We start from the raw sequence: 14,312 nt of genomic DNA, 5'->3' as shown, positions 1-14,312 counted from the left end.
ACAGGCCAGAATTTTAGATGATTATCACTTAGACTACCTCAAATAATTTTCCTGGCAGAGGTTTAACGACTCCTTTAAGTTCCATAGCAAGCAAAGTAGAAGCAACTTTAAAGGTCGGTATTTGGCATTGTAGGGCAATAACATCTAATAATTCTTTACCATTCTGCTGTAAAAAGTTATAGATCGTTTTCTCGTCACCTTGTAATTCGACGAATAACTTCTTTTGCACGGTTGCCGGTTGTTTTTCTTGTAAATCCCAGTTGAGCATATACATTACGTCAGCGGCATCGGTAAGCATGTGCGCTTTTTGTGTTTTGATCAACATATTGCATCCTTTACTTAGTGGATCATGAGCTCTGCCCGGCACTGCAAATACTTCGCGGTGATACGAATGTGCGATATCGGCAGTTACTAATGATCCTCCTTTATCAGCACTTTCGATAACTATCGTTGCTTCACTAAGGCCGGCGATAATACGATTTCGTGCTAAAAAATTTTTACGGTCAAAAGTATCAGTGCTCCAAAAATCTGTAAAAAAGCCTCCGTTTTCTTTTATTTGAGCCACATACTTTTTATGGGCTTTTGGATAAATTTGATTAAGGCCGTGAGCCAAACATCCTATAGTTTGCAGCCCATGTTTAACGGCAGCTCGTTGCGCGGTAATATCCACACCATACGCAAAGCCAGAAATGATAACCGGATCAACAGGCACAAGAGCCTCGATTAATTCTTCACAAAATCGGACGCCATAATTGGTTATTTTTCTCGTACCAACTATACTTATAATTTTTTTATGGTGTAATGCTATATTTCCAGAACCAAATAATAAAATGGGGCTATCAATACAATGCTTTAGTTTTTCGGGATAATCAGGATGGTCATATGCCCAATAACTTATGTTATTATCTTCTATAAATCGTAATTCATGCCTTGCGTCCTTTTCATGATCAGGATTATGAAGATCTTTAACTTTAGCTATGCCTATACCGTCAATTTTGAGTAAGTTTTTTGGATTTTCAGCAAGAACTCCTTCAGCAGAGCCAACCTCTCGAATCAATTTTTTTATAGAACTATCTCCTAAATTTGCAACTCTTTGTAGTCGAAGTAATGCAATAAGCCTATCAACCGTCATATCATAATACGTATATTGTTGCAAGAAACGAAAAAAATACAAACCTGTTAATAAATTCACAGCGCAAAATTATTATGATTTTCAATTTTTGTTACCTTTGATTCGATTCATAGATTACACTTCACAGCATCTATCAAAGCAAGGGGATAATGAATAACACAGCAACATATATTAGCGAATTATTGTACCGATATGAGTGCGTCATATTACCGGGATTTGGTGCCTTTTTAACAAGGAGAAAACCTGCAGAAATACATGAAGATACACACTCGTTTTTCCCTCCTAAAAAGTGTATATCTTTTAATAGCCAATTAAAAAATAACGATGGATTATTGGCGAATTATATAGCTTCGGCAGAATCGATATCGTATACAGATGCCTTAGCCAAAATCCAGCGATATGTAGTATCTCTTACCGAAAAAATGGCCAAAGGTGAACGACTTGAGCTTGCTAATATTGGAGCATTTTTTACCTCATTAGAAGATACGATACAATTTGAACCTCAAGAAAGCGTCAACTATCTTACAGAAGCCTTTGGACTGCATAGTTTCGTTTCTCCCGTGGTTAAAACGGAAAGTACAATAATGCGCGAGGTCTATAAAAAAGAAGTTGAAAGCCTTGAAGAGACTGTTCCCCTAATATTTACTCCAGAAAAACGTAAAGACCGCCCTTATTTACAATATGCTGCTGTCGCTGCCATCATTTTTGGAGTAGGAGGTTTTTTTGGGTTGAAACAAGTAAGTAATCATACCATAAGCCATAACAATATCGAATGGGAAAAAGCAAATGCCGAAATCGAGAATAGAATTCAGGAAGCTACCTTCGAAATTACTAATCCATTGCCGGTAATTACATTAAACATCACAAAAGAAGAAAACGCGGAAGAAAACCCAGTCAAAAAACATGCCAATACAACGAAGTCGATATCTGGAAAATATCATATTGTTGCAGGTGCTTTTAGAATCAAATCAAATGCAGACAAGAAGGTTCGTAAACTCAAAACTGCAGGCTTTGATGCTTTTCTTATCGGTGTGAACAAATACGGTCTTCATCAAGTCGTGTATCAAAGCTATAACGATAGAATTGAAGCCCTAGAAGCACTTCGACGTATTAAAAAAGAAGAAAGCCCAAGAGCCTGGTTGTTGGTTCAGGAACTTTAACCCGCTTTATGCATTAGAAAATCTATTACGACTTCAAACTGCTGCAAAACCAAGCACTACGTTGTATTTTAAGTTTCACCGTAGCTATGGCTATGCTGAAACTTAGAAAATACAACCAACGCTGCGTCTCGCCCAAAGCAATGCTTTGTCGTGGTATTTTCAAACCTCATAACGAAATTCTAATGCATAAAGCGGGTTTAAAAATTATTCTTTTACTAAAGAAATCCGATTAACTTCATACTATTTTCGTACTTCTTTTCCTTTTTTAGGGAGTATAGCAAATTTTAGATAAAATCTATGCTAAATTGACAATATAGTCATCTGTGTCAGCCTTTATTTTTACAAGTTCATATAGTACTACTTCTGTATACGTAATTTATCTTTGCTAAAAATTTAATTTACTATGAATGCCAGATACCCTTCAGAATCTCTTGCTACACTTACTGATTTTGTTTTGACCGGAGAAACTAATTCTTTGAACAATCTATTTGGTGGTGAATTACTAGCCCGCATGGATCGAGCTGCGGGTATTGCCGCCGGTAGACATTCGAGAAGAGTTGTAGTGACTGCCTCTGTAAACCATGTAGCTTTTAATAAAGCGATCCCGCTAGGTAGTGTGGTCACCGTAGAGGCAAAAGTATCGCGGGCATTTACTTCATCGATGGAAGTATATATAGATGTGTGGGTAGAAGATCGCCAAAGTGGTGATAAAACCAAAGCTAATGAAGCTATCTATACGTTTGTTGCTGTAAATGAATCAGGAAATCCTGTCGTGGTACCGCCTATCGAACCACAAACCGATCTTGAAAAGGAGCGATATGATGCTGCATTAAGACGCAAGCAATTAAGTTTGGTACTGGCCGGAAAAATGAAACCCGATGATGCTACCGAGTTAAAAGCATTGTTTGTCTAAGAATTCACATTCTGTAAATCCAACTTTGCGGATTTAAGCGTTTCGCATTTTGATAAATCAAAAATTTCATAATAGCCCTTCCGGTAGTAGGGTTCACTCGAACCTCGCCTATGGCTTGCTTGGTATTAACTTGTTGTCCTTCCTTTACCGAAATATTTTCAATGTTATAGTAGGTCGTAATATAATTACCATGTCTAATCTGAACTAAGCGACTGGCCCCCTTTAATTTTTGAATGGCAATTACTTCGCCCTCAAATATAGCTCTGGCCTTCTCCCCTTTTCTGGTTTCAATTTCTACCCCGCTACTATTAATTTGTATATTAGGTAGTGTAGGGTGTGGCTGTCGACCAAATTTTTTGGTCACTCTACCGGTGCCTACTGGCCAGGGCAATTTACCTTTATTAGCTGTAAAATTATCGGCTACCAACTTTGCCTCTGCTGTTAATGCAAATGTAGTTGCAGAGCCCTTATTGGTGACCTTCTTACCTGCTTTTTTATTTGCCTTGGCAATGGCTTCGCGAATTAACTTCTCGATCGCCCTATCAATTGCACTAGCTTGCTCCTGCTTTTTTTTGATTTGCTTTGTATATACCCCTTGCTTTTTGCGAATTGAGGCCATTAGTACCTGTTGTTCTTTTTTCTCTTTTAAGAGCTTGTCTTGTGCCTCTCTATTTTCTGTGATGAGCGCTTGTTGATTTTCTTTTTGTTTGGATAAATCGCGGTTCAATCTTTGAAGTTCCAGTGCATTGCCTTCTATTCGAATTGCCTGTTCTTTACGATGCTCGTTATACTGCTTCATATACTGCAATCGTTTATACGCCTGTGCAAAGTTGGATGATGATAACAGAAACATGATTCTACTCTGATGAGATTTACTTTTGTAGGATTTCTTAATCATTTTAGCATAATCTGCTTTAAGCGCTTTTAATTCGGTACGATACACATCTATTTTTTTTAGATTCGTATTTATTTCGCGTGTTAACAGATTAGCCTGTTGATTTGTAATTTTTATAAGGTTTTCTCTGGTGCTTATCTGAGAATTGATAGCTTCTACCTGATCAAGTACCGATAGCTCTTTTTTCTTGTTGTCTTCTCGTAACCGTTTCATTTGTGCAATCTCTTCTCGAAGACGTTGTCGCTCTTCTTCAAGCTGTTGTTGCTTTGTGCTTTGAGAAAACAAAGGATTGCCAATCAATAATAATATAACACCATATAATACCCTTATCGAATTCATTGAATAGTAACTTCCTTATAACCTGATGGTATTTTAAACGGAAAACTTACTTGCGCATTGTAATCTACCATTTTATAGATGATACTTATTGTGGTTTTTTGGTCTTTTTGCAACGCTTCGATATTAATTTCTTTGGGAAAATCCTGATTTCCGATTTTTTGGTAGCCGTTATAGCTTATGGTAAGCATTCTGTTCTCTGCTGTTTGCTTTATATGCTGGGTACTCATCTTAAAACTATCGGGATGTATTCTAAACAAACGCTCGAATAACGCTAATTCGGTTTTGGGCTGAAGTTGGTAGGTTTCTTCAACAATAGCAGCTTCGTACCGGTCGTCTCTCAAATTAAAAAGTGCTTGCCCTAGTAGCATTTGCTGTATTTTTTGATAGTCGAGTTCTTTGGTGCCCAACCATTCGCTCAACATCGAAAAATCTCCTTCAAAATACGTATTTTCGATTTTCTCGTAGTAACTCACCTTTTCTGGAGTGATTAGTACTTTTGCCAGTGTGATTCCCAACATTTTAACGCTAATCCAAATCGCTTTATCCTTTTCTATACGCAAAGTAGCAGAAGGACTATACGAATTTTTTCCATCATCATATCGCACTTTAATTTTGGCATGAAGCGTAGTAAAATTAAACGCATTGTTATAATGATTAGCAATAACCTTTTGAGCACTCAGTTTTTTCATTTTTATACCTGTAGCCGTTTTGGACCCCTTACAAGAACTTAGTAGTAGTAATGAAAGGCACAATACGTAAAAAATTCTATACATTAACCGTTTTGATTTTTCTGAAGTTGACTTGCTTTTTGCTGATACTCTGAAGCTTTTGTTGTATTTCCTAGTTTTTCATACGCCATACTCATTTGTGTATAAAAATCAGATTCCATTTTTTGGTTATCAATAATATAATCAATGCCTAAAGATAAGATTTCTATGGCTTCTTCTGCTTTATCACTGTGAATCAACGAAACGCCATTCACCAAATAAAAAATAGGTTGTGCAGGATACATTTCTAACGCCATTTGGCTTCCTATAGCTGCTTTTTCATAGCGTTTTAGGTCTAACTGTAATAATAAAATCCTTCTTAAAAGCGCAAAATCGCTGGCATTGCTTTTTATACCTCTTTCATAAAAATTAAGGGCTTGCTCTTTTTGATCTTTTTTATAATAAAAATGGCCTAACGCTGTAAATACCTTGGCATTATCCTGATTACTATCGATTAGAGACATAATTTCAGATAATTTTATCTCATACTCCGGATTCTTATCTAAGAACGGTAAAAAATCACTTATTATTTTAAATTTAGATGCCGTATCTACTTTCTTACTTTGTAAGGCTATTTGCATTGAGTTCATAGCCGCTTTATCGTCGTTGTTTTGCAAATAGAATTTATATAATGCCAGGTGTACCAATTCTGAATTTGGTTTCACCTTTTGTAATTGTCTGGCGGTCTCAAAAGCTTTTTCGCTCTGATTATTTTGACTGTATATATAGATCAAATTCAGATAGTTTTGTTCTGATTTCGGGTTCTTTTTTATCTTCTTCTCAAGAATTGCTATTCTGCTATCGGGATTTGTTATTTTTGCGGTAATTCTTTTTCGTAATTGGGTACGGTAATTGTCAACCCCATACTCATCATTGAGCTGATCAAGAGCCTCTAGCGCATCATCATATCTTTTTTCAAGAAAATACAAATTTGCTAATTGCTCTTTGAACATACTATCGAAGGGTACCAACCTTTCCACAATTTTAATAGATGCTTTATAATTACGTTGCTGAAAATATACTTCATACAAAAGTTCTAGCACATATCTATTATTGGGTTGAGCCTCAAGTACTTTTTTTAAATTCTCTTCGGCTTTTTCATACACCTTAAGTGCCAAATAGTTTTTCCCTAATTCTGAATACAAAAAAATCGGTTCAGCGTCAATTTCAATACATTTTTCTAATGCCTTAATTGCTTTATCATAATTCGTAATTGCCTTTTGCATAAGTGCTTCAAAGAAGTTTTCTTGAAATTCATCTGAAACCTCTCCCAAATCATCGATATTTAATTCTTCTTTTGGCTCTATCTCTTGCGCATACATCATTACGTTCCCCATCAAAATGACGAATAGTATTGAGAAACATATATGTATACCATTTTTACTCATAGAACAGACTGAAAACCTGATTGTAGGTGGTATATTATTCTAAAACAGAATAGTCGCCGATACTCACTGTTTTAAAATTTCCATCATAAATCGCGTTATTTCCTATCATTGCATTGTCTAAGTTAGCATTTTTTATGACAGTTTTGGTCTGAACCAAACTATTTTTGATCGTCGTATTTTCCAGAACACATCCCTCACCTATAGAAACATTTGGTCCAACTGTTGTATTTTTTAATATGACGTCTTGTCCAATGTAACAAGGTGGATGTATTGTTGAATTTTCTAAGGTTACATTTTTGCTTACCAATTCTTCTGCATCGCTTTGTAAAAAGCCCAACATTCGTGTATTGGTTTCTACCGTTACGTTTTTGTTACCACAGTCCATCCATTCGTCTACCTGACCGGTAACAAACGTTTTGTTATTGGCCATCATTCTTTTAATACCATCGTTAATCTGGTACTCACCTCCGTTAATGATATTGTTATCCAACACATATTGCAACTCATTTTTAAGCACTGCTACATCTTTGAAATAGTAAATCCCGATAACCGCAAGGTCTGACACAAATTCTTTTGGTTTTTCTACCAATTCTACAATTTGACGTTTATCGTTAAGCTTCACTACCCCATAGGCTTCTGGTTGGTCTACTTGTTTTACCCAGATAGCTGCATCAGCTTCTTTATCCAGATTAAAATCTGCTCTAATCAATGTATCGGCATAGGCAATTACGGCAGGTCCCGAGAGTGAATCTTTTGCACACATGATAGCATGTCCTGTACCCAATGGTTCGTCTTGACGGTAAATAGAAGCTTTTGCACCAAGGCCTTGTGCCAACTCGGTTAAACTGGCAACCACGTCATCCCCAAAAAAAGCAGGATCACCCAAAACAAAAGCAATTTCGTCTATAGGTTCAGCTAACACTCTGGCGATATCTGATACCAATCGATGCACGATGGGTTTACCGGCCACCGGAATTAATGGTTTTGGAACTGTAAGTGTATGAGGTCTTAATCTAGAACCTCTGCCCGCCATAGGTACAATTATTTTCATTCTTTTTTTGTTTATTGTTGTTTATTGATTTTTAATACAACCCCCTTGTCCTCTTCAAAGGGGGAATTATGGATGTTTAGATTCTAAACCCGTTTTATGCATTAGAAAATCTATTACGGCTTTAAACTACTGCAAAACCAAGCACTACGTTGTATTTTTAAGTTTCACCGTAGCGATGCTATGCTGAAACTTAGAAAACACTCTTCCAGCGCTACATCTCGCCCAAAGCAATGCTTTGTCGTGCATTTTCAAACCTCATAACGAAATTCTAATGCATAAACCGGGTTAAATTAATAGTTTTTCTATTTTGGTAAACTACCTCGGGGCAAGCCCACGAGGCATTCGTTGTAAACAATTTTTCAATTTCGAGACAAGCCTCAGAGTATTATACCCTTTGGCGGTGCCAATAAAACCCCCTCCGCCTTCGACACCTCCCCCTAAAAGAAGGAGGAGCTTATGTTTAATTTTAAATTAAAAGCTATACTCATACCACATACCTCATCATTCATACCTATTTTACTCCCGTGCTTCCAAATCCGCCTTCGCCTCTCGAAGTTTCAGATAATTCGGTTACTTCTATCCATTCGGCACGCTCGTGCTTTGCTATTACCAATTGGGCTACTCGCTCTCCGTTTTCGATGGTAAAATCATGATTGGAAAGGTTTACCAAAATAACACCAATTTCTCCTCGATAATCTGCATCGATAGTTCCTGGCGCATTTAGCACAGTGACCCCTTTTTTGGCTGCTAATCCACTTCTTGGTCTTACTTGTGCTTCGTAACCTACAGGAAGTTCTATAAAAATACCTGTTTTTACTATAGTTCTTTCAAGAGGTTGTAACGTGATAGGTTCTATAACATTTGCTCTTAAATCCATCCCTGCAGAGGCAATGGTTTCGTAATTAGGAAGATCGTGTGGTGATCGATTAATAATTTTTATTTGCATATAAATTTTTATATGTCACTGTCACGTTGCGTATAATTAAAAATGCGCTCAGCATAACCTGAATAGCCCTCAACTACGCTCGAGATGACCGAAAACAGCTTTTGATTTCTAATATCTTTTTAAAATTTGTTTAAATTCTTTACGCTCAAGAGCGTATAAAATTACTAAAAACAGGAGTAACAACGGAATAGAAATCATATAATTACTTTGGAAAACATAAAAAGATAGTATCGAGAACACGATTGATGTGATGAGGTATACTCCTATCTTTTTTAAATTATAAGGAATGGGGTAATATTTTCTTCCGAAATACCAAGATAAGAACATCATTATACCATATGCTGCCAAGGTGGCAATGGCTGATCCGACATAGCTATACTGCGGTATGAGTAAGAAATTAAGAACTAACGTAATACTAGCGCCAACTATAGAAATATAGGCGCCAAACTTCGTGTTATCTGTAATTTTATACCAAACCGAAAGATTGTGATATAAGCCCAGGCAGAGATTTGCCAAGAGAATGATTGGAACAATTACCATAGCTTCCCAATACGATGAGTCTGGAATCAGAAGTTTTTTTAAAACATCAGAAAACACCACTACACCCAATAAGATTAAACTTCCTAACACAGAAAAATAAAGTGTAATTTTAGCATAGGTTTCTTTTGCATTTTTGGCCTTGGCATGATTAAAGAAAAAAGGTTCTATGCCTAATCTAAAGGCAGTACTAAACAGTGTCATAAACACCCCTAACTTATAACAGGCGGCATAAATTCCTACTTCTGATGCTGCAATATCGGCCGGCAAGATATATTTTAAAAGCAGTTTATCAAATGCCTCATTGATAGAAAAAGCTACTCCTGCGATAAGTACTGGAAATGCATATGTTATCATTGATGTCCAAATTGCCTTATTCCATCCAAATCCAATTTTAAAATAAAGCGAAAGTACCATGAAAAATGTAAGCAAACTGGCCACCAAATTTGCGATGAACACGTAGGATACCAAATCTTCTTTAAAATATATCGCATCCCAGAAAGAGTTCGTATGGTTAGCCAAAACGGGCAATATCAAAAAGAAAAATATATTAAGTCCGAAATTAATACTTACATTCAATATTTTAAGTATTGCATATCGAATGGGGCGCTCATTTACGCGAAACCAGGCAAAAGGTAGTACTACCAAAGCATCCAGCGAAAGTATACCTAAACCATATGTGATGTATTGCACGTCAAACTCCAGAAATACTGCAAGATGTTCTCTACATACTACTCCTAGACCAAAAAAAAAGAGTGTAGAGATCGTTAACGTCGTTAATACGGTCGATTGTACCTCTTTTTTATCGCTTCCTTCTTTATTGATAAATCTAAAAAAAGCCGTTTCCATTCCGTAAGAGAATAGAATATTGCCAGTAATTAAAAGCGCCATTAATGAGGCATAAACCCCATAATCATTGGTTTCTAAAACATCGACATATAACGGTACTAATATAATGCCTAGAACTCTAGGCAAGACAGTTGCCAGTCCGTAAATAAAAGTCTGTTTAAATAGTTTTTGAAAAATGCTCAATGGCTAAATCTAATCGTAGTTGTAAAAATACAATTTTTTATCCTCTGATTTACATCGGTATATTCTTCAATGCTTTCTCTTTAAGGGTATTGATTTTAAACACTTTTTCTTTCCCGTCATCGATATACTGCAGCATACATTCGTTTCCTGTAAGCTCAAAAGGAATTGGTTCTTCTATTTTTGGTACCTGGTTGCCGAATTCCTTTTTTGGATCACCGCTCATGATTAAATCATGTAACTTTTCGGGATAGGTATACTGCCCTTCATAGGTATGTTCTGATGTCTTTGATTTCTTCAACGCAATTTTCTTCCCTCGAAAAAAAGCATGAGTAAGCTGAATCGTTGCAGTTTCTTCAATTTTAAAACTTACGAATAAGGTTATAGGACCATTAGCTATTCCTGAAGGAATTTCCTGAAAAAAGGCGTCTTTGATCTGCAAATCAGAGTTTTTATCCATTTTTTGGCCAGTAGCACATTGCGTAAAAGTAACTGCCCCTAAAAGTATACATATTTTAATGCAAAGCATTTTAAAATTTTTCATGATCATTCTTATTTATCATACTGAAAGACAAATCTAATGCCAAAAATAAGAAAAGCCTTATAAGTTTCCTTGTAAGGCTTTACATATTTGATGTAGTTCTAAGATTCTTGCCGAAGTTTATCCTGAGCGATAGACGAAGGGCAGGAATGACATATTTTAACTATTCAATGCTTCTGCACCACCAACGATCTCTAAGATCTCATTGGTAATCGCAGCTTGTCGTGCTTTGTTGTACGATAATTTAAGCGAATCTCTAAGCTCTGTAGCGTTATCTGTTGCTTTATGCATAGCAGTCATACGCGCACCGTGTTCTGAAGCGAACGAATCACGTATCGCCTTGTACAGTTGTGTTTTAAGAGACTTAGGGATCAATTGCTCTACGATTTCTTCTTTTGACGGCTCAAAAATATAATCGGCGCTAGTAATCGCATCTCCTTCTATCGGAACGATAGGCAAAAACTGTTCTGTAGTAACATCTTGTGAAGCTGCATTTCTAAATTTATTGTAAACGATGACAATTTTATCATAGGCACCGGTAGTAAACATGTGCATTAACTCTTCTGCCACAGTTGCAACATTTGTAAACGAAAGGTCATCGTAGATATCGTTTTTATTAGCAACAACAATATGCGTTTTGGCAACGACATCATTTACTTTTTTTCCAATCGTATAAAAATCTACTTGCTGAGTGGCATACTCATTTTCAGATAAATTTCTTACTGCTTTGATTATATTCGAGTTAAATGCACCTGCCAGACCACGGTTTGAAGCAATAGCTACTACCAATACTTTGTTCACTTCACGCTGTTCTGCATATGTGCTCGCACTATCTCCGTCTAGAGAAGCACTAAGGTTTTGCAATAATTCGGTGAGCTTATCTGCGTAGGGTCTCATTGCCGTAATTGCCATCTGAGCCTTGTTCAACTTTGCAGCAGATACCATTTTCATAGCACTGGTAATTTGCATTGTCGAGGATACCGATGTGATCCTATTACGTAATTCTTTTAAATTTGCCATTTTTTATAATTATGAATTCAGAATTATGAATTATGAATTGATAGAATTATGAATTTTTAATTATACTAACTAAAAGCCTTATAAGTTCATCGCACCTTTCGATTAATTGATTCGGAACTTCCATTGTGGTTTCCTCTACAATATCCAACCAGAAAGATGTTTCATCGGCTTCTTTTAATGCAATTGCTAATTTATTTTTGAAATCTTTATTACTTACTCCTCTTTGTGATTCTCTTACATTGGCTCCAATACTAGTACCGCTTCTAATAAGTTGACTAGCTATTTCATACTCATGCTTCTTTTTTAATTCTTTGCAAAATTTTACAATATCACAACCAAAATAAAAACTCTTATCAACAATTATATTATTTCTTCTCTTATACGTCATACATAAATTCTGAATTCAGCATTCCGAATTCTGAATTATTTGTACTTCGCCGATATTTCTTTACAAGCAGCTCTTAATACATCAGTTGCTTCGTCGGTAAGCTTTCCTGACTTTAATGTATCTAATGTGTCTCTGTGTTTTGCGTTAAGATATGCTAAATAGTCTTTTTCAAACTCTTTTACTTTGGATACAGGAACCTCTTTCAACAGATTCTTGGATCCGGCATAGATAATCGCGATTTGATCTTCTACCGTATAAGGATCGTTTTGTGCTTGTTTCAAAATTTCAACATTTCGTTTTCCTTTTTCAATCACGTTTAATGTAGCGGCATCCAAATCAGAACCAAACTTTGCAAAGGCTTCTAGTTCACGAAACTGAGCTTGATCTAGTTTTAAGGTACCTGCTACTTTCTTCATCGACTTGATTTGAGCAGAACCTCCTACTCGAGATACCGAGATACCTACATTAATCGCAGGACGCACTCCAGAGTTAAATAAGTCTGATGTTAAGAAGATCTGACCATCGGTAATAGAAATTACGTTAGTGGGGATATAGGCTGATACATCACCTGCTTGAGTCTCTATAATTGGTAATGCAGTTAATGATCCACCACCTTTTACTTTTGTTTTTATAGAATCAGGAAGGTCGTTCATGTCTTTTGCGATCGTATCATCAGCAATTACCTTTGCTGAACGCTCTAACAATCTTGAGTGAAGGTAGAAAACATCACCCGGATACGCCTCACGCCCCGGTGGACGACGTAATAATAAAGATACTTCACGATAGGCAACCGCTTGCTTAGATAAATCATCATAAATGATCAACGCAGGGCGACCGGTATCACGAAAATATTCTCCGATAGCCGCACCGGCAAAAGGAGCATATACCTGCATTGGTGCAGGATCTGATGCGTTTGCTGCGACAATAGTCGTATATGCCAATGCACCTTTATCTTCTAAAACCTTAGCAATACCTGCTACTGTAGATGCTTTTTGACCGATAGCCACATAAATACAATATACGGGCTCACCAGCGTCATAAAATTCTTTTTGATTAAGGATGGTATCAATACATACGGTAGTTTTACCCGTTTGACGGTCTCCGATTACCAATTCACGCTGCCCTCTACCGATGGGCACCATAGCATCAATTGATTTGATACCGGTTTGAAGCGGTTCATTTACCGGCTGACGGAAAACAACTCCCGGGGCTTTACGTTCTAATGGCATTTCAAAAGTTTCACCTTCGATCGCTCCTTTTCCATCAATAGGATTCCCTAAGGTATCTACCACACGCCCTACAATTCCTTCTCCTACATTAATCGATGCAATTCGCTGAGTACGCTTTACGGTAGCACCTTCTTTCACTTCTGTAGAAGAACCTAAAAGTACGACCCCAACATTATCTTCTTCAAGGTTAAGTACAATTCCTTCTAATCCAGAATCAAACTGTACTAATTCCCCATATTGTGCATTAGATAACCCATATACACGTGCGATACCATCACCCACTTGTAATACGGTCCCCACTTCTTCTAATGAAGCGGATGCTTCAAATCCAGATAATTGTTGTTTTATTATTGCTGATACTTCAGCAGGATTCACTTCTGCCATGTTATAGTAATTTAGAAGAATAAAATAAAAATCTTACTCTCTTATTATTAATTTTATAGTTTAATTACTCAATTCTCTTTTCAAATTCGTAAGCTTATTTGCTATACTGGCGTTGTATTGCAAATCCCCTACTCTTAGAATGAAACCACCAATGATACTTTCATCGATTATGTTTTCTAAAGTAGCTTCATTACCCGTTAGCTCTTTAACCTTTGCTGAAACCTTGTCACTCAAAGCTTTGTCTAAAGGCACTGCAGTAGTCACTTTTGCGACCTGAGTATGATGCAAGCGATCGAATAAAACCACGTACTGCTTGGCAACATCAGCTAATAAATCAACTCTTTTATTATGAATTAATATATCAAATAACTTTTGTGTGATGTCTCCTGTATTTTTAAAAATCTCCCGCAGAGAAGTCAACTTTACTTCGTTCTTAATTAACGGGCTATTCAGTATCATTTTAAGCTCATCACTCTGGTTAACCGTAGCGATAATAGTTTGCATATCGCTCTGAACGTCACCCGTGGCTTTTTTGTCCTGAGCCAAACTCAAAACAGCTTTTGCGTAACGTATTGCCGCTCTACTCATGATAT

At 36.6% G+C, this 14,312-nt stretch carries 14 protein-coding genes; 2 read left to right on the top strand and 12 right to left on the bottom strand.

The annotated features are described in order from the left end of the window. Positions 1 to 28 precede the first annotated feature (28 nt). Entirely contained in the window at positions 29 to 1,132 is a 1,104-nt protein-coding gene (gene dprA / locus J8281_RS14125) for a DNA-processing protein DprA (protein ID WP_210198341.1), read from the bottom strand. A 149-nt stretch (positions 1,133 to 1,281) separates the two neighbouring features. Here dprA and J8281_RS14120 point away from each other — a divergent pair, with 149 nt between their 5' ends. After that, positions 1,282 to 2,292: an SPOR domain-containing protein gene (locus J8281_RS14120; RefSeq protein WP_210198287.1), complete on the top strand. Its 1,011-nt coding sequence runs from the start codon at positions 1,282 to 1,284 to the stop codon at positions 2,290 to 2,292. A 403-nt stretch (positions 2,293 to 2,695) separates the two neighbouring features. Continuing rightward, complete coding sequence (locus tag J8281_RS14115) at positions 2,696 to 3,205, top strand: acyl-CoA thioesterase (RefSeq protein WP_210198286.1); 510 nt, start codon at positions 2,696 to 2,698, stop codon at positions 3,203 to 3,205. Positions 3,206 to 3,209: 4 nt separating this feature from the next. Here J8281_RS14115 and J8281_RS14110 read toward each other — a convergent pair whose 3' ends face one another. The 11 genes from J8281_RS14110 to atpH form a co-directional block, all read right to left on the bottom strand. After that, on the bottom strand, positions 3,210 to 4,439 hold the full coding sequence (locus J8281_RS14110) for a murein hydrolase activator EnvC (RefSeq protein WP_210198285.1): 1,230 nt from the start codon (positions 4,437 to 4,439) through the stop codon (positions 3,210 to 3,212). Then, positions 4,436 to 5,128 (bottom strand): DUF4292 domain-containing protein, encoded by a 693-nt coding sequence (locus tag J8281_RS14105; RefSeq protein WP_210198284.1) that lies wholly within the window; start codon positions 5,126 to 5,128, stop codon positions 4,436 to 4,438. Before J8281_RS14105 ends, J8281_RS14110 begins: the two co-directional genes overlap by 4 nt. A gap of 83 nt (positions 5,129 to 5,211) precedes the next feature. After that, on the bottom strand, positions 5,212 to 6,543 hold the full coding sequence (locus J8281_RS14100; RefSeq protein ID WP_210198283.1) for a lipopolysaccharide assembly protein LapB: 1,332 nt from the start codon (positions 6,541 to 6,543) through the stop codon (positions 5,212 to 5,214). 85 nt (positions 6,544 to 6,628) lie between these two features. Continuing rightward, complete coding sequence (locus J8281_RS14095; RefSeq protein ID WP_210198282.1) at positions 6,629 to 7,645, bottom strand: sugar phosphate nucleotidyltransferase; 1,017 nt, start codon at positions 7,643 to 7,645, stop codon at positions 6,629 to 6,631. Positions 7,646 to 8,156: 511 nt separating this feature from the next. Continuing rightward, a complete protein-coding gene (dut, locus tag J8281_RS14090) occupies positions 8,157 to 8,591 on the bottom strand; it encodes a dUTP diphosphatase (protein ID WP_210198281.1) in 435 nt (144 codons plus the stop codon). A 108-nt stretch (positions 8,592 to 8,699) separates the two neighbouring features. Beyond that, positions 8,700 to 10,160, bottom strand: coding sequence for a lipopolysaccharide biosynthesis protein (locus J8281_RS14085; protein WP_210198280.1), 1,461 nt, complete (start codon positions 10,158 to 10,160; stop codon positions 8,700 to 8,702). Between the two features lie 49 nt (positions 10,161 to 10,209). Next, the gene (locus J8281_RS14080) at positions 10,210 to 10,701 is read right to left on the bottom strand and encodes a hypothetical protein (protein ID WP_210198279.1); all 492 of its coding nucleotides are present in this window, start codon (positions 10,699 to 10,701) and stop codon (positions 10,210 to 10,212) included. 156 nt (positions 10,702 to 10,857) lie between these two features. Further along, a complete protein-coding gene (atpG, locus tag J8281_RS14075; protein WP_210198278.1) occupies positions 10,858 to 11,718 on the bottom strand; it encodes an ATP synthase F1 subunit gamma in 861 nt (286 codons plus the stop codon). A gap of 46 nt (positions 11,719 to 11,764) precedes the next feature. Next, positions 11,765 to 12,106 carry a four helix bundle protein gene (locus J8281_RS14070; RefSeq protein WP_210198277.1) on the bottom strand — a complete coding sequence of 114 codons (342 nt, stop codon included), beginning with the start codon at positions 12,104 to 12,106 and terminating at the stop codon, positions 11,765 to 11,767. 35 nt (positions 12,107 to 12,141) lie between these two features. Beyond that, positions 12,142 to 13,719, bottom strand: coding sequence for a F0F1 ATP synthase subunit alpha (atpA, locus tag J8281_RS14065; RefSeq protein WP_210198276.1), 1,578 nt, complete (start codon positions 13,717 to 13,719; stop codon positions 12,142 to 12,144). A gap of 60 nt (positions 13,720 to 13,779) precedes the next feature. Further along, positions 13,780 to 14,307 (bottom strand): ATP synthase F1 subunit delta, encoded by a 528-nt coding sequence (gene atpH, locus J8281_RS14060; RefSeq protein WP_210198275.1) that lies wholly within the window; start codon positions 14,305 to 14,307, stop codon positions 13,780 to 13,782. Positions 14,308 to 14,312 lie beyond the last annotated feature (5 nt).

This window comes from Aquimarina sp. U1-2, from assembly GCF_017897595.1.
Classification (GTDB): domain Bacteria; phylum Bacteroidota; class Bacteroidia; order Flavobacteriales; family Flavobacteriaceae; genus Aquimarina.
Note: the sequence above shows the minus strand (reverse complement) of the source record. Positions and strands in the feature narration are given on the sequence as shown.